The 23,799-nt window shown below is 71.5% G+C and carries 23 protein-coding genes and 1 pseudogene; 5 read left to right on the top strand and 19 right to left on the bottom strand.

Going from position 1 to position 23,799, the window contains the following annotated elements; genetic code table 11:
• Window positions 1–8 precede the first annotated feature (8 nt).
• The 5 genes and pseudogenes from Actob_RS22460 to Actob_RS22440 all read right to left on the bottom strand — a co-directional run bounded on the left by Actob_RS22460 (window position 9) and on the right by Actob_RS22440 (window position 4,902).
• Window positions 9–1,187 carry a cellulose-binding domain-containing protein gene (locus tag Actob_RS22460; protein WP_284913754.1) on the bottom strand — a complete coding sequence of 393 codons (1,179 nt, stop codon included), beginning with the start codon at window positions 1,185–1,187 and terminating at the stop codon, window positions 9–11.
• Window positions 1,184–2,788 (bottom strand): cellulase family glycosylhydrolase, encoded by a 1,605-nt coding sequence (locus Actob_RS22455; RefSeq protein WP_284913753.1) that lies wholly within the window; start codon window positions 2,786–2,788, stop codon window positions 1,184–1,186. The genes Actob_RS22460 and Actob_RS22455 overlap by 4 nt, the downstream gene beginning before the upstream one ends.
• Window positions 2,789–3,094: 306 nt before the next feature.
• Entirely contained in the window at window positions 3,095–4,033 is a 939-nt protein-coding gene (locus tag Actob_RS22450; protein WP_284913752.1) for a hypothetical protein, read from the bottom strand.
• A 99-nt stretch (window positions 4,034–4,132) separates the two neighbouring features.
• Window positions 4,133–4,396: pseudogene (locus Actob_RS22445) on the bottom strand (cation acetate symporter); the annotation flags it as partial.
• Between the two features lie 221 nt (window positions 4,397–4,617).
• Window positions 4,618–4,902 (bottom strand): hypothetical protein, encoded by a 285-nt coding sequence (locus tag Actob_RS22440; RefSeq protein ID WP_284913751.1) that lies wholly within the window; start codon window positions 4,900–4,902, stop codon window positions 4,618–4,620.
• Window positions 4,903–5,578: 676 nt separating this feature from the next.
• On the opposite strand from Actob_RS22440, the gene Actob_RS22435 reads away from it, so the two are divergent.
• Window positions 5,579–6,097, top strand: coding sequence for a hypothetical protein (locus tag Actob_RS22435; RefSeq protein WP_284913750.1), 519 nt, complete (start codon window positions 5,579–5,581; stop codon window positions 6,095–6,097).
• Here Actob_RS22435 and Actob_RS22430 read toward each other — a convergent pair.
• The gene (locus Actob_RS22430; protein WP_284913749.1) at window positions 6,088–6,804 is read right to left on the bottom strand and encodes a helix-turn-helix domain-containing protein; all 717 of its coding nucleotides are present in this window, start codon (window positions 6,802–6,804) and stop codon (window positions 6,088–6,090) included. The genes Actob_RS22435 and Actob_RS22430 overlap by 10 nt on opposite strands.
• 50 nt (window positions 6,805–6,854) lie before the next feature.
• On the opposite strand from Actob_RS22430, the gene Actob_RS22425 reads away from it, so the two are divergent.
• The gene (locus Actob_RS22425; protein ID WP_284913748.1) at window positions 6,855–7,718 is read left to right on the top strand and encodes a hypothetical protein; all 864 of its coding nucleotides are present in this window, start codon (window positions 6,855–6,857) and stop codon (window positions 7,716–7,718) included.
• On the opposite strand, the gene Actob_RS22420 is transcribed toward Actob_RS22425, so the two are convergent.
• Entirely contained in the window at window positions 7,696–8,253 is a 558-nt protein-coding gene (locus Actob_RS22420; protein ID WP_284913747.1) for a CGNR zinc finger domain-containing protein, read from the bottom strand. The genes Actob_RS22425 and Actob_RS22420 overlap by 23 nt on opposite strands.
• Window positions 8,254–8,418: 165 nt before the next feature.
• Here Actob_RS22420 and Actob_RS22415 point away from each other — a divergent pair, with 165 nt between their 5' ends.
• Window positions 8,419–9,120, top strand: a complete 702-nt coding sequence (locus tag Actob_RS22415; RefSeq protein ID WP_284913746.1) for a hypothetical protein — start codon at window positions 8,419–8,421, stop codon at window positions 9,118–9,120.
• An 18-nt stretch (window positions 9,121–9,138) separates the two neighbouring features.
• Here the strand turns inward: Actob_RS22415 and Actob_RS22410 are convergent, their stop codons facing one another.
• From Actob_RS22410 to Actob_RS22370, 9 genes are all read right to left on the bottom strand, one after another.
• Entirely contained in the window at window positions 9,139–9,780 is a 642-nt protein-coding gene (locus tag Actob_RS22410) for a trimeric intracellular cation channel family protein (RefSeq protein ID WP_284913745.1), read from the bottom strand.
• A gap of 26 nt (window positions 9,781–9,806) precedes the next feature.
• Complete coding sequence (locus Actob_RS22405; protein ID WP_284913744.1) at window positions 9,807–10,214, bottom strand: SPW repeat domain-containing protein; 408 nt, start codon at window positions 10,212–10,214, stop codon at window positions 9,807–9,809.
• Between the two features lie 57 nt (window positions 10,215–10,271).
• A complete protein-coding gene (locus Actob_RS22400; RefSeq protein ID WP_284913743.1) occupies window positions 10,272–10,673 on the bottom strand; it encodes a hypothetical protein in 402 nt (133 codons plus the stop codon).
• A 676-nt stretch (window positions 10,674–11,349) separates the two neighbouring features.
• On the bottom strand, window positions 11,350–11,805 hold the full coding sequence (locus tag Actob_RS22395) for a hypothetical protein (RefSeq protein WP_284913742.1): 456 nt from the start codon (window positions 11,803–11,805) through the stop codon (window positions 11,350–11,352).
• A gap of 69 nt (window positions 11,806–11,874) precedes the next feature.
• Complete coding sequence (locus tag Actob_RS22390) at window positions 11,875–13,323, bottom strand: hypothetical protein (RefSeq protein WP_284913741.1); 1,449 nt, start codon at window positions 13,321–13,323, stop codon at window positions 11,875–11,877.
• A 290-nt stretch (window positions 13,324–13,613) separates the two neighbouring features.
• Complete coding sequence (locus Actob_RS22385) at window positions 13,614–14,585, bottom strand: M15 family metallopeptidase (protein ID WP_284913740.1); 972 nt, start codon at window positions 14,583–14,585, stop codon at window positions 13,614–13,616.
• Between the two features lie 390 nt (window positions 14,586–14,975).
• Window positions 14,976–15,533 (bottom strand): PadR family transcriptional regulator, encoded by a 558-nt coding sequence (locus Actob_RS22380; protein WP_284913739.1) that lies wholly within the window; start codon window positions 15,531–15,533, stop codon window positions 14,976–14,978.
• Entirely contained in the window at window positions 15,524–16,336 is an 813-nt protein-coding gene (locus Actob_RS22375) for a crotonase/enoyl-CoA hydratase family protein (protein WP_284913738.1), read from the bottom strand. The genes Actob_RS22380 and Actob_RS22375 overlap by 10 nt, the downstream gene beginning before the upstream one ends.
• Before the next feature lie 9 nt (window positions 16,337–16,345).
• Window positions 16,346–18,352, bottom strand: a complete 2,007-nt coding sequence (locus tag Actob_RS22370; RefSeq protein ID WP_284913737.1) for an NADPH-dependent 2,4-dienoyl-CoA reductase — start codon at window positions 18,350–18,352, stop codon at window positions 16,346–16,348.
• 182 nt (window positions 18,353–18,534) lie between these two features.
• On the opposite strand from Actob_RS22370, the gene Actob_RS22365 reads away from it, so the two are divergent.
• Window positions 18,535–18,942 (top strand): YkvA family protein, encoded by a 408-nt coding sequence (locus tag Actob_RS22365; protein WP_284913736.1) that lies wholly within the window; start codon window positions 18,535–18,537, stop codon window positions 18,940–18,942.
• 19 nt (window positions 18,943–18,961) lie between these two features.
• Here the strand turns inward: Actob_RS22365 and Actob_RS22360 are convergent, their stop codons facing one another.
• Window positions 18,962–19,546 (bottom strand): cadmium resistance transporter, encoded by a 585-nt coding sequence (locus tag Actob_RS22360; protein WP_284913735.1) that lies wholly within the window; start codon window positions 19,544–19,546, stop codon window positions 18,962–18,964.
• 98 nt (window positions 19,547–19,644) lie between these two features.
• Here Actob_RS22360 and Actob_RS22355 point away from each other — a divergent pair, with 98 nt between their 5' ends.
• Complete coding sequence (locus Actob_RS22355; RefSeq protein ID WP_284913734.1) at window positions 19,645–20,625, top strand: SMP-30/gluconolactonase/LRE family protein; 981 nt, start codon at window positions 19,645–19,647, stop codon at window positions 20,623–20,625.
• Here the strand turns inward: Actob_RS22355 and Actob_RS22350 are convergent.
• Both Actob_RS22350 and Actob_RS22345 read right to left on the bottom strand, forming a co-directional pair.
• The gene (locus tag Actob_RS22350) at window positions 20,622–22,676 is read right to left on the bottom strand and encodes a PAS domain-containing sensor histidine kinase (protein ID WP_284913733.1); all 2,055 of its coding nucleotides are present in this window, start codon (window positions 22,674–22,676) and stop codon (window positions 20,622–20,624) included. The genes Actob_RS22355 and Actob_RS22350 overlap by 4 nt on opposite strands.
• Before the next feature lie 172 nt (window positions 22,677–22,848).
• A complete protein-coding gene (locus Actob_RS22345) occupies window positions 22,849–23,745 on the bottom strand; it encodes an alpha/beta hydrolase (protein ID WP_284913732.1) in 897 nt (298 codons plus the stop codon).
• Between the last annotated feature and the right edge of the window lie 54 nt (window positions 23,746–23,799).

Below are 23,799 nucleotides of genomic sequence, written 5' to 3'. Positions count from 1 at the left end.
TCCGCCGATCAGCAACCGTTGCGGGTGCCGCTGACCGCGACGTCGTCGTACCAGAGGGTGTCGGCGCCGTCGCCGTAGCTCTCCCAGCCGAGTCGCAGGTCGGTCAGGGCGGGCCGCCAGGTGCGGTTGAGCCACTGACTGTCGATGTCGTGCGTCGGGGTGCCGTCCGCCAGCAGGCCGGGCACCGCGGTGTCGTTGAGCCAGGTCTCGATGGTGCCGGCGGCACCGTCGATCTTGAACTCCACACAGTTCCAGGTGCCGACCGGCAGCGGCCGGGACAGGGCCACCCCGGCCGGGCTCTGCTCCGGCAACGTGGCGTCGTCGGAGGCCCGGTTGAACTGCAGCGCGCCGTTCTGACCGCCGAAGCGCAGGTCTCGGCCACCGTCGTTGGCGTCGGCCATCGCCACCGCGGTCACGTGCGCGGCGGGCAGGGCGGTCGTGTGCTTCACCCAGTAGCGGATGTACCGGGTGCCGGACGTACCCAGAAGGTCGGTGTTCCTGGCGAACACGTGGTTGCAGTAACCGGCGGCGCCGTTGATCCGCAGCGACGTGGTGCCGCTGTGCGCGACCGTCCGGTCGATGGCGGCGGTGCCCGCGCCGGAGCAGTCCGGGCTGGTCACCGCCCACGAGCCGGCCGGCACCGCGCCGGACTGCGCCTCGAAGCCGTCACAGCGGGCCCCGCTCCCGCACCCCGCCGGGTTCGGCGGCGTCGACGACGACGAGGGCGAGGGCGACGACGGGGAGGGCGACGACGGCGACGGCAGACCGGAGGCGTCGCTGGGGACCGGCTCCGGCCCGCACGTCACCCCGTTGAACCGGAACGTCGACGGCGCCGGGTTGCTGCCGGAGTACGTCCCCTGGAAGCCGAAGCTGGTGGACCCGCCGGTCGTGAGGGAGCCGTTCCACCCGACGCTGGAGGCGGTCACCGCCGCGCCGGTCTGCTTGACCGTCGCGTTCCAGGCCGAGGTGACCTGCTGGTTGCCGACGAAGTCCCAGGCCAGGGTCCACGAGGACACCGCGGCGCCCAGGTTGGTGACCTTCACGTCGGCGGTGAACCCGGTGTTCCAGCTGTTGGCGGTCCAGGTGACGGCGCAGGTGGCGGCGGCCGCGTGGGCCGGGCCCAGGCCGGCGACGCCGAGGGCGGCACCGGCCAGGACCACGGCCGAGGCTATCGGTACGAGCCTCATGAGCAGGCCACACCGTTGAGCTTCACGGTCGCCGGGGCGCTGGCCGTACCGTTGGCGGTGAAGCCGACGGTGACCGACGCGCCCGCCGCGAGCGACGGCGAATAGCTCGGCGCCGCCGCCGTGATCGTCGTCCCGCTCTGCGTGACGGTGGCGTTCCAGCCGCTGCCGAGCGTCACGCCGGACGGCCAGGTCCAGGTCACCTGCCACGGGCTGACCGCGCCGCCGCCGGTGTTCTGCACCTTCAGCTCACCCTGGAAACCGCCCTGCCAGGCGTTGGTCTGGGTGTAGGTGGCCTTGCAGCCGCCGCTGGGCACCGGGGGCGTCGAGGTGGACGGCGACGAGGAGGCCGAACCGGACGGCTGCGGATTGGTGCCGCCACCGACCGGCGGGATCAGGTACGGCGAGATGATCGCCTGCTTGGCCTGGTTGATCGTGGTCCAGTCGTCGTTGGCGATGCCGCCGGTGTCACCCGAGTTCGGGTTCCACGACCAGTAGGTGAACGACATCCCGTTGACCCCGGTGCCGGTGTACTTGAGCAGCTCCTGCAGCCAGATCTTGTCGACGTTGGCCTGCAAAGTGGTGCCGAACTCACCCATCATGATCGGGGCGATGTTCTGCTTGTACAGGTAACCCCAGTACTTGTCCCAGATGGCCGGCATGTTCGCCGGGTAGGACGGGTCGTCGAACCACGCCTGGTGGTAGACCGAGGTGGCGTACTCGTGCGGCGAGTAGACCAGGCGGTTCGCGACGTCCAGGCGTACCGGGAACTGGCCCGCCTTGGACAGGTTGCCACCCCACCAGCCGCAGTCCTCGTCGTTGCTGGTGTCGTTGTCCCAGACGTTGGACAGCCCGCCGCTGGGGCAGCTGACCCCCTCCACGAAGATCAGCCAGTTGGGCTGGACCGCGAGGATCGCGTTACCGGCGCGCTCGGCGGCCAGCCGCCAGTCCCGCGCGGTGTCACCGCAACCCCAGCAGGCGCCGGTCGCGGCCGGGTTGGTGCCCTCGGCGTGCGGCTCGTTGTGCAGGTCGGCACCGATCACGGTGGTGTTGCCCGCATAGTGCTGGGCGAGCGCTTTCCAATCCGCGATCCAGGTGCTTTCCGGTACGGCGGCGGTGTACCACAGCGGGGTCTGTCCCGCCGAGGTCGGCCGGTGCCGGTCCAGGATGATCCGCATGCCCTTGGTGCCGGCGTAGGCGACCACCTTGTCCAGGATCTGCAGCGGGGAGAGCCCGACCAGGTCCGGGTTGGTGAAGTCGTTGATGCCGGTGGCGGTGGCGCCGGGCTTGAGGGCGTCGTCGGAGAACGGAACCCGCAGCGTGTTGTAGCCGAGCGAGGCCATCGTGTCGAGCTGGCTCTTCCACGGGTTGCTGGACCACAGCCCGTGGAAGGTCTTGTTGTCGGTCTCCATGCCGAACCAGTTGATCCCGGTCAGCCGGACGGTGGCGCCCGTGCTGTCGACGATCTTGTTACCGCTGGTGTGCAGGTAACCCGTGCCGGTGCCGCCGGAGGCGGCGGCTGCTGGCTGGGCCAGCGCGATGGCCGTGGCGACGGCCGCGGCAGCGAGGGCGGTGCCCCCGGCCAGCCATTTACGGGGATTCATGGGTTGGGAGCTCCTTCGAGAACGGAAGGCGTTCCCGACATCGTTACATGGGAGCGCTCCCATTAACAATGTTCATCAATGGTTTCGGAACCCAGGTCTCGGTGCGCGAGGGGCTCGTGATACTCCTCAGCGCCGGGGTCGGTCAGCGTGCCGAAGTAGCCGAAGATCACCGCGCGCATGGCCCGCACACGGACGCGCCGGAGACCCCCGTGGTGCGAGGGCCTCCGGCGCGGTGGTGCCGTGCGGTGGATCAGGATCCGCGAAGGATCAGGTTGCCGTTGTCCGCGGCGCCGCCCCGCGAGCCGCTTATTTCGCTGGCGCGTTTTGCGGCGCCGCATTCCCCGCGGCTTTATCCGCTGGCGTTTCGTTCAAACCCAAACCACGCAGGATGTTGTCGCGGTCCGCGTTCGCGCGCAGCGCGGTCAAAGATTTCAACCGGCCCAGCAAAGTCGTGGAAGCTGCGGGGCATTTCAAGTCTTGAATCGCCGACAAGGTTTTCTCAAAACGCTGAATGCGGCTTTCCAAGTCCGCTCCACTCGGAAAGTTCGCATTCTTGAGCGCAACCTGCGCGTTCACCTGTGCTTGAGTGGGTGGGCAGCGACCCGGAACTTTCACCCCGGTAGGGCCTACGCGGTCGGCCGTCGCGTCCGGATTGCCCGGGCTGAAACCCAGCGCCGGCACCAACGCGTTGATGTCACCGGAGCCGGCTCCGGTGTTCCCCGTCGCTCCGCTCCCGGCCGCGTCACCGGATCCCGCGGCGGCTCTGTCCGCTGGCGTTTCGTTCAAACCCAAACCACGCAGGATGTTGTCGCGGTCCGCGTTCGCGCGCAGCGCGGTCAAAGATTTCAACCGGCCCAGCAAAGTCGTGGAAGCTGCGGGGCATTTCAAGTCTTGAATCGCCGACAAGGTTTTCTCAAAACGCTGAATGCGGCTTTCCAGGTCCGCTCCACTCGGAAAGTTCGCATTCTTGAGCGCAACCTGCGCGTTCACCTGGGCTTGAGTGGGTGGGCAGCGACCGGGAACTTTCACCCCGGTAGGGCCTACGCGGTCGGCCGTCGCGTCCGGATTGCCCGGGCTGAAACCCAGCGCCGGCACCAACGCGTTGATGTCACCAGAGCCGGCTCCGGGTTGGACGGCAGCCTGGCTCATCCCCGTGCCGACCGCGAGCGCCGAGCCGAGCAGCGCTGCGGCGACACCTCCCATCACCAGCTTGCGCGTCCGGCTGCTGACTCCGCGTCGATACATGCACGGCTCCTTTTCGTTTCGGTACTGCTTGTGCCGAGATATACGAGCGATGATGTGGCAGCCGTTCATGACGCTGAGCAAGCGTTCCTTAAAGTTTCTTTAACGGGAATCCCCGGGGCGTGCGGCCGCCAGCATCGTCGCGCCCACGTCGGTCGGCACCCGGCCGCGGGGCAGCAGCGAGCCCGCCACCATCACCGTGAACGCGAGCGGCACCGTCCACACGGCCGGCTGCGCGAGCAGCTCGGTCTGCCAGCCGGACAGCGTCGGCCCGAACACCGTGACCAGCACCGCGGCCATCGCGGCGCCGCCACCGGTCGGCACGCCCAAGGCCGCCCCGGTGTCCGTGAGCCCGCGCCACCAGATGCGTCGTGGTCTTTTCCGGCGCCGTTCGGGCCGACAGCATGATCCGGGCCCGCGCCTCAGCACGGGCCCGAAAGGTCCAACCCGAGCCGTCGCAGACCTGCTCGCGCGTTGTTTCCCGCGTTGCCGTTGCCCGGGTTCTGGCCCTTTCCTGGACCGCGTTGCTCGCTCATCAGCAACGCACTCGCGACACTCGAACAAGCGGTCTCACCAGCATCAAGGGCCTAGCCACCGCCCGCGGCGCCCACCGCCAGCACGAACAGGCCCACCAGCGCGAAGCCGGCCGCCGTGCCGCCGGCCACCCCGCCGGCGAAGGCCCGGGCCGGCTTCGAGAACCACAGCAGAAGCGAGGCGATCACCCCGAGCGGCGCCAGAAAGATTTCCAGTACGCCGTAGTAGGCCACCCACCCGTGCCGCACCGACTGCACCAGCAGACAGCCGAGCAGGGCGAGATGTGGCGCGACGGCAGCGCCGAAGCCGAGCCAGCCCCGCCTGGTGTCCCCCTCCATCGGCACCCCCTCCCGCGACGCCGATCGACCGGCGTCGCTAGACGCTACGGGGAGCACGCCACCAAGCCCAGCCGCGCCGGGCGGAAAGCCTCGTCGGGCAAGCCGGCCGCTCCCGGTACCACCCCGCGGACGGACCCACCGGCTGCGGGCCGGAACGTCACCCCGGTCGAGTGCCGCCCAGGCGTCTTTCCCGACGGCACCGGTGCCGTGTACCTCGCATCCCGTAGGGCATCCTAGGAAGATAGGTTGACTCCGGTTCGGCAGGTCGTCGGTCGAGGCGGGGCGGGCAGGGCGGGGAGATCGAAGGCGGTAGCGGCCACGAGCAGGCGGGGCGGGCAGGGCGGGCGGGGAGATCGAAGGCCGCAGCGGCCACGAGCGGGCGGGCCACGCGGGATGGCCAGCACCGATGAGGCGTTGGCGCGCGGCGGCGAACGGCCCGGCCGGCCGCCGGCTTCACGGTCATGAGCGCAGGTCGGGCGGTGGACGCGGCGGCGACCGGGGTGCGGTGCTCAGGGCGTACCCGAATCGGTGAACCTCGAGGGAAACGGCCCGGCGGCGAAGGAGGGAGCCCGGTTGCCGATGGGCGATCATCGCGCCGGGTAGGCTCGCCAACGGCGGCCTCACGCGCGGCATCTCGGTGCCGGACATGGGCGTGCACGGGGATCGGGAGGAACACATGGACTACCAGGACGTGGAAGCGGAATCCGAGGGGATCGGAGCGGCGCCGTCGGTGGCGCGACTGCTTCTGGAGCTTCGCGGGCGGACGACCGTCGAGGTCAAGCCGGTCGGCCGCAGCATCCAGGTCCGGCCGCAGGGTGCGCGGAACACGGCGGTGCACATCCACCCGGGCGGGGTCGACATCGCGGTGGCGCGTGCCCAGGCCGACGAGGTGGCCGGCACCATCGTCGGCGCGACGGTGAAGGACCCGGACGACCCGGTGCCGTTCGTCAGTGTCGACGGTGACCTGATCGACGCCAACTACGACGCGATCCTGACCGCCGCCGTGCAGGCGGTCGAGATGCGCAAGGCGGGCGGTCCGGCGAAGGCGCCACGCACGCCGCGGGCCGCTGCGGCGCCGAAGCCGGCGTCGACCCGGGCGAGCAAGCCGGCGCCACGCCCGGACCGGCCGATCTGCCCCCGCTGCCGGCAGTACGAGTTGCTGGCCAGCGGCGAGTGCCCGTCCGGTTACTGCTGATCCACGGTCCGGGCGCGGGCCAGCACCGCCGGGGTGAGCCCGGCGAACTCGACGGTCTCCCGGGTGAGGTGGGCCTGGTCGGTGTATCCGGCCAGGGCCGCCAGCTCGGCGGCACTCCCCTGGCCCAGCAGGCTCAGGAAGCGGCGGAACCGGAAGATCCGCTGCAACGTCTTCGGCCCGTAACCGACCGCCGCGCTGAACCGGCGCCGCAGCTGCCGGTCACCGATGCCGAGACGATCGCCGAGGGACGGCACCCGGACCCGCGGGTCCCTCAGCAGCCGCACCGCCTCCAGCAGCGCCGGATCCGGCGGCCGTTCCCGCGACAGCGCGCCGGTGAGCGCCACCAGGCGGCGCAACGCCTCGGCCGGCGGGAGGTCGCCCGGCAGCCGGAGCGCCGCTCCCGGACGCAGGTCGGTCAGATCCGGGCGCAGGTTCCGGAGCGGTTCCAGGGGTACGCCGAGCAGCGTCCCGCCCGCCCCCGGCCGCAGCCGCACCCCAACCAGCGTGCGCCCGCCCGGCGTGTGATCCGGCACCGGGCCGGTGTCCGGGCCGGCCAGGAACGCACCGCGCCCGCTCTCCCAGATCAGGTCGACGCACCCGTCCGGCAGGATCGGCGCGCGCCGCGGACGGTCCGGGATCGTGCTGCGCCACAGGCAGGTGGCGACTCCCCGCAGCGCTGCCGGCGGCGCCAACTCCACGTAGCTCATGTCCGATTCTTACAAGACGAGCCCAAGCCGGCGCACCTAGCCTGCCTGTCATGACCGATGAGTTCCTCGCCGCCGAGCGTTTCCTGCGGGCCGAAGCCCGCCTGCTGGAGCGCCGCCTCTTCGACACACTGTTCCGGGACGCGCCCGCCGACGGGGTGGTGGCGGCGCTGCGCGGCTATCGGAACGCGGACGGCGGGTTCGGGCACGGCCTGGAACCGGACAAGCGCTGCCCGGCCAGCCTGCCGGTCGACGTGGAGGTAGCGGTCCAGGCGCTCGCCGCAGCCGGGGCGGCCGATGCCGGCCTGCTCGAAGCGGCGTGTGACTTCTTGAGCGGGGTGGCCGCCGCCGACGGGTCGGTGCCGCTGGCCTTCCCGGTGATCGAGGACTATCCGCGGGCCGCGCACTGGACCGAGTGGACCTACGCGCCGGGGCTCAACCCGACGGCCGGGCTGGCCGGGCTGCTGCACCGGCTGGGGTTCGAGCATCAGTGGCGGGAGGCGGCGACGGCGTACTGCTGGCGGGTGATCGAGTCCGGGGAGCTGCCGGACGAGGTGCACGCGCTGGGCGAGGCGATGACGTTCCTGGCGTACGTGCCTGACCGGGCCCGCGCGGAGAAGGCGGCGCCGGTGGTGCTGGAGCGGATGACGTCGTCGCCGATGTTCCAGTCCATGCCGAAGCCCGGCGAGTACGGCCTCACCCCGCTGCACGTGGCCGCGACAGCCGACTCGCCGTGGCGGCGGCTCTTCGACGACGCCCAGCTGGCGGCGCACCTCGACCAGCTGGCGGGCGCGCAGCAGCCGGACGGCGGGTGGCCGATCGCCTGGGAGCCGCCGGGTGCGGCCTCCCGGCTGGAGTGGCGGGGGATCGTGACGCTGCAGGCGGTGCGGACGCTCAGGTCGTACCGGAAGATGTGACCTTGTCGGCGGAGACCGGGACGGCGCGGCTGCGGTGACGCCGGACCGCGTCGCGGTTCGCACAGGCCGGCGAGCAGTAACGCTGCCGGCCGGTGCGGCTCAGATCGGCGAACGGCCGTTCACATCCGGTGGTCGCGCAGCGCCCCAGCCGGTGCATGCCGCGGCCGGACAGGTGCAGCGCGGTGCCGACGCTGATCAGGGCGCGCAGTGCGGCGGCGAGCGGCCGATCCGGGTCGCGATAGTGCAGGTGCCAGCCGTCGGCGGCATGGTTGGTGAGGCGCGGGTAAGCGGCGGCCTCGGCCAGCAGCGCGTTGAGCCGGTCGGCGCGGGCGCTCTCGCCGGGGGCGTCCACGACGCCCAGCCAGGCCTCGAGGAACCGGGTGGTTTCGGCGAGGTCGGCTTCACTCGCCGGCACGTCGACGACCAGGCCGGCCGCCTCGCACCGCCGCTGGAGATCCGCCGCGCTCACCGGCGGGTCGGTCACCAGGCCGAGCGCGAGCCGCACCGGGTCTTCGCCGTAAGGGTTGATATGCACAGGACCATTACAGCACGCTTGCCGCATGGATGACCATGCTTGGCAGACCCGCTCCACCCACCCGACCAGCGACGGTCTGGTGCACTACCAGTCCTGCGGCTCGTGCGGCCGCTGGCGGGTGATCGTCGTGAGCGTCGAGAGATCGCCGTCCGTTAGTGTGGCCGCGTGGACGCGCGTCGACGGTTGTGGATGATCATGGCCACCTCGGCGGAGGTCGACTGGCGGCTCGGAGCGGCGGCGGTGGCCGCCGCGGTCGATGTCCCGGCGGCCCTGGTGATCATCGGGACGCCGGTCACCGAGGACGATCCGGTCCGGCCCCGGATGGCAGCGATAGTGGAGCTGTCCGCCGCCGACCGGCTGACCCTGGAGCAGGCCCGTGACCTGGTGCTCGCGGTCCGCCAGGCCTACGGCGTGGTGCTGGTGGCGGCCCCGGCCGGACCGCTGGTGCCGGTCGGCTCGCCGGACTGGGCGCTCGCCGACCTGGTCGCCGCGCTCGGGGCGGCCGCGCTGGTGGTGACCGGTCCGGGGCCGGACGCGGTGAACCACACGACGCTGGCGCTGGGCGCCCTCGCCGGTCACGGGATCTCCGCCTCGGTCATCACCGTCGGCGCCGGGGACGACTTCGACGAGGCGGCGCTGCCGGTCACCCCGATCGGCCGGGTCCCGGCGGATCATCCGGCCGACTTCGCCGGGGCCGCCGGGTGGTTCCATCCGGCACTCGTCGCGGCGGCGGAGCCGGCCCTCCCGGAGAAGCCGACGGTAAGCGGCCGTACGTTCGTTCTCGGGCTCCTGGGGATCTTCGTCCTGCTGGTCGTGCTGGTGTGCGGCGTGGCCTGGCTGGGCGCGTCCCCCGGCCACCCGTCGTGACCCGGTCCGGTGCCCGGCTCAGCCGGCCCGGTCCCGGCGGCGGGTCCAGGCCCGCGGCGCCGTCCAGTGCCGGACCATCGCCACCACCCGGAACGCGAACACGAACACCGCGGCGGCCGGCGCCGCCACGCTCATCGGGGCGTCCATCCGCTGGGCGGCGGTGACCGCCGCCGCCCCGATCATCGCCGGGATCGAGTACAGGTCGGTGTCCACCTGCACCAGCGCCGGCGTCTCCCGGGCGATCACGTCGCGCAGCAGCCCACCGCCGACCCCGGTGGTCACGCCGAGCACCGCCGACTGCACCGGCCCGAGCCCGTGGTCGAGCGCCTTCAGCGTGCCGGTCACGCAGAACAGCCCGAGCCCGGCCGCGTCGAACAGCAGCACGGTGAAGGTCAGCCGTTCCATCACCGGGTGCCCGAAGAACGCCACGACCGCCGCCGCGAACGGCACCAGCAGGTACTCGGCCTGCCGGAACGCCGCCGGCGGGGTGTCCCCGATGATCAGATCCCGGACGACGCCGCCGCCGGTAGCCGTCACCTCGGCCAGGATCAGGATCCCGATCGCGTCGAAACCCTTCTGGATGGCGGTCAGGGCGCCGGAGATCGCGAACACGAAGATCCCGACCAGTTCGAGAACGGCCAGCGCGAGATGACTCGACATCCCACCAGTCTCCGGGCGGACCGATCTCAGCCCTTCCGGCGTCCCAGCCACCAGCTCGCGAAGCTGAGCGCGATCACCGCGGTGCCGACCAGCACGTCGTTCCAGGTGGTCGAGCGCACCTCGGCGTAGCCGCGGACGAACGGCGCGGCGATCACCCAGGCGCCCAGTGCGGCGGTGAGCAGCATCATCCAGGTGGTCCCGGCCGGCGTCATGACCCGCAGGTAGGCGAGCACCACCAGCCCCAGCCCGGAGATCACGTCACTCCACCCGGCGTACGTGTTGACCGCCGAGTTGTGACTGAAGATCAGTGGCGCCGCGGTCAGCCAGACCCCGATGAGCACCAGCAGCTCGCTCGGGCTGTGCACCAGCTCGGCGACCAGCCGCCGGGTGTCGCGGGCCGGATGCCAATGCCGCAGGGGTGGGCTCAGATGCATGGTGTCTCCCCGTTCACGCCGCTGACCAGCACTCCTGGAGAGCTTGCCAGAAGAGGCCTAGCTCGCGGCGGCCTTCGCGGCGATGAACCGGTGCAGCTTGACCCACTCGGTCTCCAGCAGCGCCCCGTAGAGCCGGGCGTCGTCGATCAGGTCCCGGGCCCGGTCGTAGTCGCCCGCCAGGAACGCCGCGCTCGACGCCGCGTTCGCCTGCCGGCCCGCCTCCAGGATCTCGTCGGCGGTCCGCCCGACCACCTGCGGCATCCCGTTCTGCGCCACGTGCTCGCGCAGGAACGCCTGCTCGCCCTCGTCGGCCCCGGCGATCTCGAACACGTAGGCCAGGGCGTCCCCGGCCACCTCCCGGTAGGCCGGCGCCCACCGCTCCAGGATCAGCAGCAGCTCCCGCCGCCGCAACTCCGCCCGCCGCTTCTGCAGGTCCTCGGTCTCCGCCACCGCGGTCATCCGGTCCTCCCCCAGGCCGAAAGATCATCAAGCGCTGCCAGTCTGCCCGCCGCCCGAAAACCCCAAACCACGCAGAGGACACGGCCCGGTAACGATACGTATGGGACGACGCCACCGCTGTCCCTTACCGGACATCGAGCCGCTCGCGGTCCGCTTCAGCAGCGGACCGCCGCTTTCCGGTACGGCGACCGCCCCCACCTGTCCTACCGTGGCGCGATGGCTGACGACGGCGCGCCGACCCGACCCCGTTTGGCGGCTGTCGCCGGCACCCGTCCGTGCCGCGGTGCGGCAGTTCCGGGGCGGCCCGATCCGGCTTCACCCACGCCGTCGCCTCGGGGGTCGCCGGCCACGACGGGACCCGGCCGTTCGTCGAGGCGGCCCCCGCCGGCGACGGGCTGTCCGAGGTGGTGGGTGCGATCGCGCGAACAGGGGCGGCACCTGCCGCGCCGGCTCAGAGCCTGTTTCCTGAACCGCTGATCATGCCCTGACTAGCGTCTTTGGCCTCAAAATGGCGAACGGCGCGGCCAGGTCCTCGACGACCAGGACGCCGGATGCGAGGCGACCTGGCGCGAACGCGACTCTGGATGACCAGGAAAAGCGGGTCGACGCCCGGATCGCGGCGGATGAGTGCTACTACCTCACCTTGGCCGAAATCGGGGCAGGCGCTAGCCGTCGCCTATTTAGCATGCTTGGGGCCTGCGGTGATCTCAAGCTCCAGTGGCCGAAAGCCCGCCGGGTCGGTTCCGGCGACCGTGAACCCGGCCGTGGTAAGCAACTGGGCGACAGCTGGCATCATGGCGGCAATGATGGCGCCGTAGCGCTCCATTGCCGGATCATCTAGGCGATTCTCCTCAAGGGCCTTGATAGCGGAGTTGACGATCGCCATCGACGCTTTCCAGGCGACGAAGACACCACCCTCTACGAATGGGTCCACGTTAACGGTGGCGCCCACGACCGGGTCAGCGGAGTCGATGCTTCCGTTGTCGAGGCGCCATACGGGCAAGCCGGCAGCCAGGAGCACGTCCCGCGCAGCATCCGCGAGTCGTCGACGCTCCTCAACAACTTCCGGCGCTGCGCTCTCTAGCGGCCACAATGCCTGACGATATATGAAGACCTGGTGCGCTGCGGCCATACGGTGTGAGTCGACGGTGCCAGCACGGGCGGCGGCAGTTAAGTATGGCGTGGGCGAGAGAGCAGCCGGTCAGCTGGCGGCGAAGTTCTTGAGGATGAGATCGACGGCTGCGGTGGGGAGACTCGGATTTCTCGCGAGTTCCCATAGGACCTGGGGATCTGAATGAGCTGCAAGTTTGATGAGCATGTCCGGCGGCGTCGACGGATTGCCCGCGATGCCGGCGGCCGCATGTGGATGTCTGAGGCAAGCAGCCAAGGCGGCGGGTGGCGCCGACTCGCGTACCGCGACGTCGAGGATTTCTTCGGCTGAGCTGGTCGGGTCCGTTGCGATGGTGAGCAGTACGTCGGGCGGGCAAGCGGGGTGACCGGCCACCTGCGAGAAGACGCGTGAACCGTATCGTGTCACGAGCGTACGGACCTGTTCGGCGGACACGGTGTAGTAGCGGGTTGCTCGGCATGCGACTTCGAAGTCCGCGTCGTCGATCAAGGTTGCGCGGACGTCTGCCGGCAGCCTGAAGCTTGCAGCGGCGACGAGCCTGACCCGCGGGTCGGCGTCTCGGGCCAACGTGAGCAACCCGTCAAGGTCAGGGTGATATTCGGTGGGCGGTGAGCCGCCCTCGCGGCTGTAGCGCACCAGCAGGTCTAGCGGGGTGCGTGGATTCGCCAGGACCCAGTGTCGCCACCGGCCGCCCTCGAGGTCGTAGAGCGCACGGAGAAGATCGGGAGGTGCTGCCCAGTTCGCCGCGATGCTAGCCATCACGTCGTGGTCGTGAAGCTCCAGAAGGTGCCGATAGGTCTCGTCAGATAAGTCTGATCGTCTCGCGAGCGTCAGCGCCCATGTGGAATCGGGTCGGGCTGCCAACGGCTCGACTGCGGCTACGGGACTCGCGGGATTACCTGCAGCCAGCAGTCTTACCTGTCTCGTGACCGCCGCGGCGTCGCCGGGCTGGTGTGGGCACGGGGTTGTCCCTGGCTCGCCGCCATTGCGTATCAGGTCAGCGAGAATGGTGCCTGGAGCATGGATGTTCGATGCCAGGGCGGTCCGGACGCAGGCCTCGGCACGCCCCGATAGCAGCAGCGCCAGCTTCTCGGGAAGTTCCCAGAGGCGAGCCGCGCAGGCAGCCACCGAGCAGTCTTCATCGTTTGCCACGAGATACGCGATATCAGCCCGCTCCGACGCATGCTCACCCAGCGCCAGGCGGACTGCGGGGTCCGGCCAGCTGGCAAGCCTGGGCAGCAAGTCGTCGGGGGCGTCGGCCCGGCCGATGGTGGCAAGAAGCGCCCACGGGTCATCGTCCGGAATACGCTCCACCGCTAGGCTACCTGACTCGACCAGCGCCACCAGGATGTCGCGCTGACCACTACCGGCAAGCCGGTCGATTTGCGCGGAGCTGAGGCGCTGTTCCCGGGCCACTTCCCGTGACAAATCTGGGTCGTTCATCGCCAAGAGGGCATCGATGTGTTCCGGCTGCAGTGCGCGGTTCCCGGCCAAGGCGAGCAGGATCAGCGGAGCGAGCACGGTACTCCCGGGAGTTCGAGGCTGAACTACGCGAATTCATGGCGCATACGCAGGCGCGTAGACCGTCGCAAAGGTATAGCGAGAGGCCCAACAGGGTTTCGCCGGGGCGACCCGAACGCACTCACATCGGCTAGATCCGGATGTCGCGGGCCCGCTCACCGTCACGCCGCGTAGCTGACGAATCTCAGGTGTCAGCTGCCGACCGCCCTCGTCTTGATGACCATCCAGACGGCGTCACCCCACGGTCGGTGGATGCCTTGAGCTGCGAAAACGAGTTCAGGAACAGGCTCTCAGCCGCCGGTTGCCGAGAAGTGCATGAAATCCTTCAGGGACCGGTAGTCGCCGCCCCACTTCCAGCCGATGGCGGCGAACGCCCGCACCACCGGCCCACCCGGCTCGATCATGCCGGGCCGGACGTCGCCGCGGTCCAGGTAGGAGGTGGCCAGTTCGGGGAGGACCACCTTGCCGCGGTGGTACGGGTTCTGGAACGGATTGATGTCCACCGCCAGCCCGTACGAATGCTGTGACCAGGAAGTGCGCCCGCGGACCGGGCGGCAGGCGTACGCGTCGGTGCCGTTGCCGTCCCCGGTCGGCGGCGCGTTGAGCTCGTCGGCGCCGGTCACCCGCATCGCCTCGATCGGATAGCCCGCGGCGAACAGCCGGCCGAACACCGTGACCAGTCCGGTCGCCGCCCGCTTGTGCACCAGCAGCTCACCGGTGTGCGCCAGCCCGTCGAACCCGCGGAAGCCGACAGTGACGTAGCGCAGGTCGGTGGCCTTCACCGGGCACGCCGACGTCCACGACGAACGGGCGAGCACACTCGCCGGCACCGCCTGGATCGTCGCGTGGAACCGTCCGTCCGCCGGCGGGGACAGCACATCGGTCGTCACGATGGACCGCCGGCGCAGCTCCGGCGGGGTGTCCCCGGCCGCCGCGAAACCATCCGATCCCACCGGCAGGACCCGCGTGCCGAGCCAGCCCGGCGCGGCGGTCGCGTCCCCGGCCGGCGAACCGATCCCCGGCGAGGTGCCCCCGACCGGCGACTTGCCGCCCGGCGGCGTGACCCCGGCCGCCGAACCGGCGCCTGGCGACGAGACCCCGGCCGGTGCGCTCGGCGGCGGCGCGGAGTCGGGCGGAGTCGGGCTGCCCGAGCAACCCGCCGCGACGCCGCAGACCAGTAGAGCCGCCAGCAACCGCCGGCATCGCCCCGTCTTGTCGCTCCCACTCACCATGTACTCGCGCCCGCCCACCCCGTCCGACATCCTGCCTCGCGGAGCCAGTCTGCCAGCGCGGCGCACGCAGCCCGCACCGCGCCGCCCGCCAATCGCCAAACCCCAGCTGGCCGTGACGGCCCTGTCCCAGCCCCGGAGACAACCGTGAACACCAGCCCAAGAACCCCGGCTGGTCACCAGAGCCCTATCCCAACCCGGGACACAACCATCAGCACCAGCCCAAGAACCCCGGCTGGTCACCAAGGCCCTATCCCAGCCCGGGAGACAACCATGAGCACCAGCTCACCAAACCGGCAGCGGACCCGCGAGCGGCAGCGCGGACCGCGACGAGCGGCAGAGGGCGGCAGCGACGCGCGACCTGTGGACCGCGACGGGAGCCGGCGCCACCGGGGACCGTGCCCCGGGCGTACGGAAGCGAAATCAGGTGGGAAAGCGGCGCGCGAGAATCTCCAGAGCCAGGATCCCCCAGGCGATGTTGTCCCGCTCGAAGCTGATGCCACGCTGAAGCGTCAGATACGGCCCGATCCGGTTCCCGGTGGCCAGGAAGTCCTCGTGGCTGCGCGCCCCCAGGATCTCCGCGAGCGAAGCCTCGTAGCTGGCCACCCGCTGCCTGCTCTGCGCGATGCGGGACTCGATCGACGCCCGGACGCTGGGCAGATCCGCGTACGCGAGAGCCTCCACCTGCACCAGCAACTCGTCCCGCACCGTCGTCGGTTTCGGGTCCTGCCGGGTGAAGGTGTACAGGGCTTCGCGGCCGGCCTCGGTGACCGAGAACAACCGCTTGTCGGGGCGCCTGTCCTGCTTGACGACACGGGCCGTGAGCAGCCCCTCCGCCTCCATCTTCTCCAGTTCCCGATAGAGCTGCTGCGGCGTGGCCGTCCAGAAGTTCGCGACCGAGACGGAGAACCGTTTGGCCAGGTCGTAACCGGAGGACTCCCGATCGATCAGCGCCGCCAGCAGGGCGTTCCTCAGAGCCACAGGCGCATCTTACGGGCCCTCGGACGGAAGGCCGGAGTCTCCTTCTTGAGCACGGCGCGGCGCAGCACGCCGGTGTTCGGCAGGCGCAGCAGCCGCAGCTGCTCCCAGCGTTCGCGGGCGAACGTGCGGCGGGCGCTGCTGGTCAGGGCACCGTCGATGAGGCGCTTGGCGGCGGCGAGCGCGTCCGGGGACTTGGCGAGCAGGCTCTCGGCGAACGCGGTGGCGGCCTTGACCGGCTCGTCGCTCAGCTCGGTGACCAGCCCGAGGCGAGCGGCCTCGGTGCCGCTGAACTGCTCGGCGGTCATGGTGAGCCTCTTCGCCACGTCGACGCCGACCACCTCGGTGAGGGTGCGTACGCCGGTCATGTCCGGGATGATGCCCCACTTGCCTTCGAGGACCGACCACTTCGAGTCGGGGGTGGCGAAGCGCAGGTCGGCGGCGAGCGCGATCTGGATGCCGCCGCCGTAGCAGTGGCCCTGGACCGCGGCGATCACCGGGACCGGGATGCGCCGCCACGCCCAGCAGGCCTCCTGGAACTTGTTGGTGCCCCGCCACGGCGCCGGGACAAAGGCGCGCGCGACCCGGCCGGGCGACTTCAGCGTGCCGGCGATGTCCAGGCCGGCGCTGAACGACGGACCCTCGCCGGCGATCACCACGGCCCGCAGCTGACGGTCGCGGCGCAGCCGGCGGGCCACCGCGATCAGCTGGTCCAGGGTGTCGAGGGTGAGGGCGTTCAGCTTCTCCGGGCGGTTCAGCCGCACCTGGGCGATACCGTTCTCGACGGACACGGCCACATACTTCATGATCAATCCTTAAATCCGGCTGGCCAGCTCGGTGGCCTGCTTGATCGCCCGCTTGGCATCGAGTTCCGCGGCCACGTCGGCGCCACCGATGACGTGCACGGTGACGCCCCGCTCCCGCAGCGGCGCGACCAGCTCGCGGACCGAGAGCTGACCCGCGCAGAGGATCACCGTGTCCACCGCGAGCACCCGCGGCTCCTCCCCCACGGTGAGGTGCAGTCCCTCGTCGTCGATCCGCCGGTACGTCACGCCCTTGAGCATGGTGACGCCGGAGTCCTTGAGCGTCGTCCGGTGCACCCACCCGGTGGTCTTGCCGAGATCCTTGCCCGGCGTCGTGGTCTTGCGCTGCAGCAGGTAGACCTCGCGGCGCGCCTCGACCTTGACCTTGGTGGCCAGCCCGCCCGGCGCGGTCTGCGGGTCGGTCACGCCCCAGCGCCGCATCCAGTCGCCGAGCGGCTCGTGCGGCTCGTGCAGCAGGAACTCGCTGACGTCGAACCCGATGCCGCCGGCCCCGATCACCGCCACCCGGTCGCCGACCGGTGCCCCGTCGATGAGCTGCTGATAGGTGACCACCGTGGGGTGGTCGACGCCGGGGATCTCCGGAACCCGCGGCCGCACCCCGGTGGCGATCACCACCTCGTCGAACCCGGCCAACTCCTCGGCCGTCGCCCGCACGCCGAGCCGCAGCGTCACGCCGCGGACGTCGATCATGTGCCGGTAGTAGTCGAGGGTCCTGGCGAACTCCTCCTTGCCGGGAATCCGCGCGGCCAGCTTGAACTGCCCGCCGATCTCGCCGGCCGCCTCGAACAGCGTCACCCGGTGCCCGCGCCCGGCCAGCTCGATGGCCGCGGTCAGGCCCGCCGGGCCGGCACCGACCACGGCGAGATTCTTCACGGTACGCGTGGGCAGCAGCACCAGCTCGGTCTCCCGCCCGGAACGCGGGTTGAGCAGGCAGGTGGCCCGCTGGTTCGCGAACGTGTGGTCCAGGCAGGCCTGGTTGCACGCGATGCACGTGATGATCTCGCGTTCCCGCCCCTGCGCGGCCTTCGCCACCCATTCGGCGTCGGCCAGCAGCGGCCGGGCCATCGAGATCAGGTCGGCCTCCCCGGCCGCCAGGATCTGCTCGGCGGCCTCCGGCCGGTTGATCCGGTTGGAGGCGACGACCGGGACGGTCACCTCCTTGCGGAGCTTGCCGGTCACCCAGGTGAAGGCGCCCGGCGGCACCGAGGTGACGATCGTCGGCACCCGGGCCTCGTGCCAGCCGATGCCGGTGTTGAACAGGGACACGCCGGCGGTCTGCAGCTCGCGGGCCAGCTCGACGGTCTCCTCCCAGGACTGGGCGTTGTCGACCAGGTCGAGCAGGCTGATCCGGTACTGCACGATGAAGTCGGCGCCGACCCGGTCGCGGGTCCGGCGGACCACCTCGATCGGGAAGCGCATCCGCTTGGCGGCCGAGCCACCCCAGGCGTCGGTGCGGTCGTTGGTGCGGGCGGCGAGGAACTGGTTGATCAGGTAACCCTCGGAGCCCATGATCTCCACGCCGTCGTAGCCGGCGCGGCGGGCCAGCTCGGCGGCGCGGGCGAAGCTGTCGACGGTCCGCTCCACCTGCCGGGTGGACATGGCGCGCGGGCGGAACGGGGTGATCGGCGACTTCCGGTTGGAGGCGCCCTGGGTGAAGGGGTGGTAGCCGTACCGCCCGGCGTGCAGCACCTGCAGCAGGATCTTGCCGTCGTGCTCGTGGACGGCGTCGGTGACGACCCGGTGCGCGTCCGCGTGCCGCCGGGTGGTCATCCGGCTGGCGAACGGGGCCAGCCAGCCCCGCCAGGTCGGCGCGTACCCGCCGGTCACCATCAGGCCCACCCCGCCCTTGGCCCGCTCGCCGAAGTAGGCGGCGAGTTTCGGCAGGTCGCTGAGGCGGTCCTCGAGCTTGGTGTGCATCGACCCCATGACCACGCGGTTGCGCAGCACCGTGTGGCCGAGGTCCAGCGGGCTCAGCAACGTCGGGTAGCGGCTCGTCATGGGGGCGACTATACAAAGAGTTGCATACTAAAGAAAGTGACTAGGGGTACCGGTTCAACCGGTGGAGCCAGTCGACGAACTCGGCCGTGCCGGTGAGCGCACCAGCCGGTCATGGGCGACCCGGTCGTCGTCGGTGAGCGGGTCCCGCCACATCCGGGGATCGCTGGGGCAAGATGGCAGGCGTGGACTGGTGGTGGCGGACGCTGATCGGTGTCGGAGTGGCGCTGGTGCTGACCTGGATCGCCCTGCTGATCGCCCTGCTCGCCGCCAAGCCGGGCAAGGCGCAGCTCACCGAGGCCCTCCGGCTGCTGCCCGACCTGCTGCGCCTGCTGCGCCGCCTGGCCGCCGACCGGAGCCTGCCGCGCGGCGTCCGGATCCGGCTCGGGCTGCTGATCGGCTACCTGGCCGTCCCGTTCGACCTGATCCCGGACTTCATCCCGGTGCTCGGCTACGCCGACGACGCGATCATCGTGGTCGCCGTGCTGCGCTCGACCGTCCGCCGCGCCGGCCTCGGCGCGGTCCGGCGGCACTGGCCGGGCACCGACGACGGCTTCGCCGCCCTGAGCCGCCTGACCGGCCTGGATCGCTGAGACGCCGGGTCGCTTCGGCCTAAAGTCCTTCGCTGAGGATCAGGAGACCGATACCAATCAGGACTACCGGGAGCAGCACGTGGCCCCAGCGGCTGAGTGCCTCGGCGATCACCGGGCGGGTGGCGAAGAAGCGGCCCGCGACGACCCAGACGGCGACCAGGATCAGGAAGACGATCGCGTAGGTGGTCATCCCGCCGGCCCCGGCGGTGGCGAGGACCGGGACGTAGACGCCGATGTTGTCGCCGCCGTTGGCGAAGGTCACCGCCGCCACTTCCAGGCTCCGCGGGCCGTCGGCGGGCCGGGCGGTGGCCTCCTCGTCGTCGTGCCGGTGGCGCCAGGCCTGGACACCCGCCTTGACGCCGAGCGCGAGCGGCAGCAGTCCGAGGTAGGGCAGCGCCGCCTCGGGCAGGAAGGTGGCGCCGAGCGCGGCCGCCACGGCGACGGCCAGGATGCCGGCGAAACCGAGGTACTGACCGATCATGATGGTGCGGGTGACGTGCGGCTGCCCGGCGCCCTGGGCGAAGAAGAGCGCGAGAACCAGGATGTCGTCGATGTTCGTGACGGCGAACAGGCCCACCGCCTGACCGATGATGCCCAGGCTCACGATCGGATCACCGGACGATCCTATGACCCGCGACGGATGACCGCGGCCACGGGCGCCGCCTAGATTCGGGGCTACGGATGCCTATCGAAGGAGTCGCCGTGGCCCGCCGTCTGATCAAGCCGCGCCCCTGGACGCCGCCGCCGCTGAGCGACCCCGGCCCGACCGGCCCACTGACCGTCGCCAGGCTGCTGCCGACCGGTGGCCGCGGCCCCGAGGACGTCGTGTTCGACCACGACGGACGGATCGTCACCGGCCTGGGGGACGGCCGGATCGTCCGGATCGACCCGGCGACCGGTGACCGGACCGTGCTGGCCGACACCGGCGGCCGCCCGCTCGGCCTGCATCCGCGGGCCGACGGCGGCGTCCTGGTCTGCGACCACGACCGCGGGCTCCTCGAGGTACGCCCGGACGGCACCGTGCACGTCCTGGTCGACACCGTCGACGGCGAGCCGCTCACCTTCGCCAGCAACGTGGTGCAGGGCCGGGACGGCACGATCTGGTTCACCACCTCGACCAGCCGCTGGGACCTCGCCGATCACCTGGGCGACATCGTCGAGCACACCTGCACCGGCCGGCTGATCCGCCGCGACCCGGACGGCACCGTCACCACCCTGCTGGGTGAGCTGAAGTTCGGCAACGGGCTGGTGCTGGCCCCGGACGAGTCGTACCTGCTGGTGGCCGAGACGGCCGGCTACCGCATCCGGCGGCACTGGCTGTCCGGTCCGGCGGCCGGGCGCACCGAGACACTGGTGGCCGGGCTGGCCGGATTCCCGGACAACATGTGGCTGGGCAGCGACGGCCTGCTCTGGGTGGCGATCGCCGCGCCCCGCAACCCGCTGATCGACCGGCTGCTGCCCGGCCACGGCCTGCTGCGCCTGCTGGTCTGGAACCTGCCCGAGGCGGTCCGCCCGAAGGCCGCCCCGATCGCCTGGGTGATGGCGTTCGACCTGGACGGCCGGCGGGTGCACGACCTGCGGGCCACCGACGGGTCGTACGGTTTCGTCACCTCGGTCGCCGAGCGCGACGGCCTGGTGGTCGCCGGCAGCCTGACCGCCGCCGACATCGCCGTGCTGAGTTAGGCCGTGTCGCGGCGTTCCGGCAGGCGGATCGTGAACGTGGTGGCCGGCTCCCCCGGCCCGCTCACCGTCAGGGTGCCGCCGTGCTGCTCGACGATGGCCCGGGCCACCGTCAGCCCCAGCCCGTGGCCGGGAACGCCCTGGTGCCGGGCCGCCTCGCCGCGGAAGAACAGGTCGAACAGCCGGCCCCGCTCGTCGGGCGGGATGCCCTTCCCCAGGTTCGACACGGTCACCACCGCCGCCCCCGCGTCGGCCCGCACGGTGACCTCGACGGTGCTGCCGCCGGCCGCCCAGGTCACCGCGTTGGCCAGCAGCTCGTCCAGCACCTCCCGCAGCCGGTCGCGATCGCCGTCGACGATGACCGGCCCGGCCTCGGCGACGACCACGCCGGTCCGGGCGCCGGACGCGTCGGTCCGGGACAGCGCCGCGCCGGTCCGGGACAGGCTGGTGGCGGCCGGGTCCGGCCGGGCCGCCGCCACCTCGCGGACCAGGCCGGCGAGGTCCATCGGCGCCCGGTTCAGCGCGATGTGTCCCCAGCGCAGGCCGGCCACGTCGAGCAGCCGCATCACGATGTCGCGCAGGCTCACCGTGTTGCGCCGCATCACCTCGAGGGCGTCGCGCTGGTCCTCGTCCAGGCCGGGTTCGTCGAGCAGCAGCTCGGTGTGCGCCTGGATGCTGGTCAGCGGGGTACGCAGCTCGTGGCCGACCAGCGCGATGTACTCGTCGCGGGTGCGTTCCAGCTCGGCGGAGAGGCGTTCGGCCCGGCGGCGTTCCAGGAACTCGCCGAGACGGGCGCCGATCCCGGTGACCACGCCGTCGCGCAGCACCTCGGGGATGTCGTCGGTGTCGCTGTAGCAGACCAGCACCCCGAGCGGTTTCGGCCCGGCCGGTACCGGGATGGCCAGCGTGCCGCCGTCCGGCGACGTCGGCTCCCACACCGGCTCGGCGGCCCGCCACGCCCGTCCCGGCAGCGCCTGCCGGGGGTCGCCCGGCCCGCGGTCGGTCGATCCCAGGCAGGCCGGCCCGGCGCGGCCGGGTTCGCGGTGCGGCCAGACCCAGCGGGCTTCGCGGCGCAGCGACCGGGTCACCTCGTCGAGCACCCAGAACTCGGTCGCCGACCAGCCGATCGAGGTGCCCACGATGCGCATCACCTGCTGCAGCGTCTCCCCGGACGGCTGGCCCTGGGCGATCAGGTGGGTGACCTCCAGCTCGCCCTCCTGCAGCCGGAGGGCGAGCCGGCGGGCGGTGATGTCACGCAGTGCCACCACCGTGCTGAGGCCCGGCTGCCCGGCGATCGGGCGGGCGTTGATCCGCAGGATCCGGCGGGGCAGGCCGGGCAGGCGCAGCTCCGCCTCGGTGTCCACCACCTCGCCGCGCACCGCGCGCCGCAGCGGCGGCCGCAGCTGCTCGGGCCAGTGGTCGCCGAGCAGGTCGTGGGCGATCTGGTTGCGCAGCACCGGCCGGCCGTGCGCGTCGCACGCGAAGATCGCGATGTCCAGGCTGTCCACCGCGGCCTGCATGGTCGCCGTCCGTTCCTGCGCCTGCCGGCGGGCGAAGAGCGCCGACTCCATCTGCTCGGTGCGCGCCCGCAGCTCGCCGGCCAGCCGCCCGAGGGCGCCGTCTTGCTGGGCGAGCATGTACTCGGTGACGTCCTCCACCCGGTGCACGAGCAGCGCGATCTCGCCGCCCGGGGTGAAGACCGGCGAGGTGACCGGCGCCCAGTAGCGGGTCTCGAAGCCGCCGCCGGGCCGCCGGATGTCGTACTTGTGGATGCCCATCACGTCGGTGACGCCTTCCCGGCAGACCCGCTCCAGGGAGGCGGCGAGCCGGGCCACCCCCTGTTCGCCGGGTTCGCCGGGATTGCTGGGGAAGGCGGTGAAGATGTGCTGCCCGAGCAGCTCGTCGCGCTCGCGCATGGTGATCGCCAGATAGGCGTCGGTGACCTCGCGGATGACCAGGTCGGTGTCGAGCACGAGCAGCGCCGCCGGTGCGCCCTGGAACAGCGACCGGTAGTCGAGCTCGCTACCGCCCCGGCCCACCGCCATACTCGACATAACGCCCATATCCTCGCACGTCACCGGGCGCGGCGGATGCTCTCCCGCATCGCGACCGGACACCCCAAGATCAAAGACCGCTTTCGGTACGCCGGGAGCGCCTCCCGTGGTGATCACGGCGGGTGCGCTCCCGGCGTACGCCGAACGGGTTTTGATCGTGCAGGGGGAACGCTCAGGCGGCCACCGTGGCCGGCAGCCTGCGGGCCAGGAACGCGCCGGCCCGGTCCAGCGCGTCGTCGGCGTCGTCGAGCGCGCCGAAGTTGAGCTGGTAGACGTGCGGCAGGCCGGGGCCGACCTCCAGGGTCACCTCGACCTCACCGGCGGCGGCCCGCGCCGCCAGCCGCACCGCGTCGTCCAGCAACAGCTCGTCGGCGCCAACCTGGACCAGCAGCGGCGCCAGCCCGGACAGGTCGGCGAAGATCGGGCTCGCCGCCCGCGCCGCCTCCGCGGTCGGCGCATAGTGATCGGCGTACCAGCGCAGCGCCGCGGCGTCGAAGAGCGGATCGGCGGCGGCCCGGGTGCGGACGCTGTCGCCACTGACCGTCACATCGGTCCACGGGGAGAACACGGCGGCCGCGGCCGGCTGCGGCAACCCGGCCTCGCGCACCGCGACCAGCAGGGCGACCGCCAGCCCGCCGCCGGCCGAGTCACCCGCGACCAGGATGTCACCGGGCGCGGTGGTCCGGAGCAGCTCGCGGTAGGCGGCCAGCGCGTCCTCGACCGGCGCCGGGAACCGATGCTCCGGGGCGAGCCGGTAGTCCAGCGAGTACCCGGTCCCGCCGGTCCGGGCGACCAGCGCCGAGGCGAGCCGCGCGCCGGTCCGGGCCGAACCGACCACATAGCCGCCGCCGTGCAGATAGAGCAGCACCGTCCGGGACTGATCATCGCCACGCAGCCGCACGGCCGGCCGCCCGCCCAGTGTCACCTCCTCCGCGCGCACGCCGTCGGCGAGCGGCCGGGACGTCCCGAACAGCTCGAACCCGGCACGCTCCTGCTCCACGGTCCCGCGCTCCTTCGGCGTCGCGGCGAGCGCCGCCCGGACCGCGTCACGCTGCTGCTGTCGGCTCATGTCGACCTCCAAGACGATGGACTGGCAAGATTCCTTCCAAGGAAGCTATCTCCA

Source organism: Actinoplanes oblitus (assembly GCF_030252345.1).
GTDB lineage: Bacteria > Actinomycetota > Actinomycetes > Mycobacteriales > Micromonosporaceae > Actinoplanes > Actinoplanes oblitus.
This window is presented reverse-complemented; position numbering and strand designations above follow the sequence as displayed.

What these genes read in the sequence shown, in the direction of transcription:
- Actob_RS22460 (WP_284913754.1), bottom strand. Translation starts at nt 1,187, where the DNA reads ATGAGGCTCGTACCGATAGCCTCGGCCGTGGTCCTGGCCGGTGCCGCC.
- Actob_RS22455 (WP_284913753.1), bottom strand. Translation starts at nt 2,788, where the DNA reads ATGAATCCCCGTAAATGGCTGGCCGGGGGCACCGCCCTCGCTGCCGCG.
- Actob_RS22450 (WP_284913752.1), bottom strand. Translation starts at nt 4,033, where the DNA reads ATGTATCGACGCGGAGTCAGCAGCCGGACGCGCAAGCTGGTGATGGGA.
- Actob_RS22440 (WP_284913751.1), bottom strand. Translation starts at nt 4,902, where the DNA reads ATGGAGGGGGACACCAGGCGGGGCTGGCTCGGCTTCGGCGCTGCCGTC.
- Actob_RS22435 (WP_284913750.1), top strand. Translation starts at nt 5,579, where the DNA reads ATGGACTACCAGGACGTGGAAGCGGAATCCGAGGGGATCGGAGCGGCG.
- Actob_RS22430 (WP_284913749.1), bottom strand. Translation starts at nt 6,804, where the DNA reads ATGAGCTACGTGGAGTTGGCGCCGCCGGCAGCGCTGCGGGGAGTCGCC.
- Actob_RS22425 (WP_284913748.1), top strand. Translation starts at nt 6,855, where the DNA reads ATGACCGATGAGTTCCTCGCCGCCGAGCGTTTCCTGCGGGCCGAAGCC.
- Actob_RS22410 (WP_284913745.1), bottom strand. Translation starts at nt 9,780, where the DNA reads ATGTCGAGTCATCTCGCGCTGGCCGTTCTCGAACTGGTCGGGATCTTC.
- Actob_RS22405 (WP_284913744.1), bottom strand. Translation starts at nt 10,214, where the DNA reads ATGCATCTGAGCCCACCCCTGCGGCATTGGCATCCGGCCCGCGACACC.
- Actob_RS22400 (WP_284913743.1), bottom strand. Translation starts at nt 10,673, where the DNA reads ATGACCGCGGTGGCGGAGACCGAGGACCTGCAGAAGCGGCGGGCGGAG.
- Actob_RS22395 (WP_284913742.1), bottom strand. Translation starts at nt 11,805, where the DNA reads ATGGCCGCAGCGCACCAGGTCTTCATATATCGTCAGGCATTGTGGCCG.
- Actob_RS22385 (WP_284913740.1), bottom strand. Translation starts at nt 14,585, where the DNA reads ATGTCGGACGGGGTGGGCGGGCGCGAGTACATGGTGAGTGGGAGCGAC.
- Actob_RS22375 (WP_284913738.1), bottom strand. Translation starts at nt 16,336, where the DNA reads ATGAAGTATGTGGCCGTGTCCGTCGAGAACGGTATCGCCCAGGTGCGG.
- Actob_RS22370 (WP_284913737.1), bottom strand. Translation starts at nt 18,352, where the DNA reads ATGACGAGCCGCTACCCGACGTTGCTGAGCCCGCTGGACCTCGGCCAC.
- Actob_RS22350 (WP_284913733.1), bottom strand. Translation starts at nt 22,676, where the DNA reads ATGTCGAGTATGGCGGTGGGCCGGGGCGGTAGCGAGCTCGACTACCGG.
- Actob_RS22345 (WP_284913732.1), bottom strand. Translation starts at nt 23,745, where the DNA reads ATGAGCCGACAGCAGCAGCGTGACGCGGTCCGGGCGGCGCTCGCCGCG.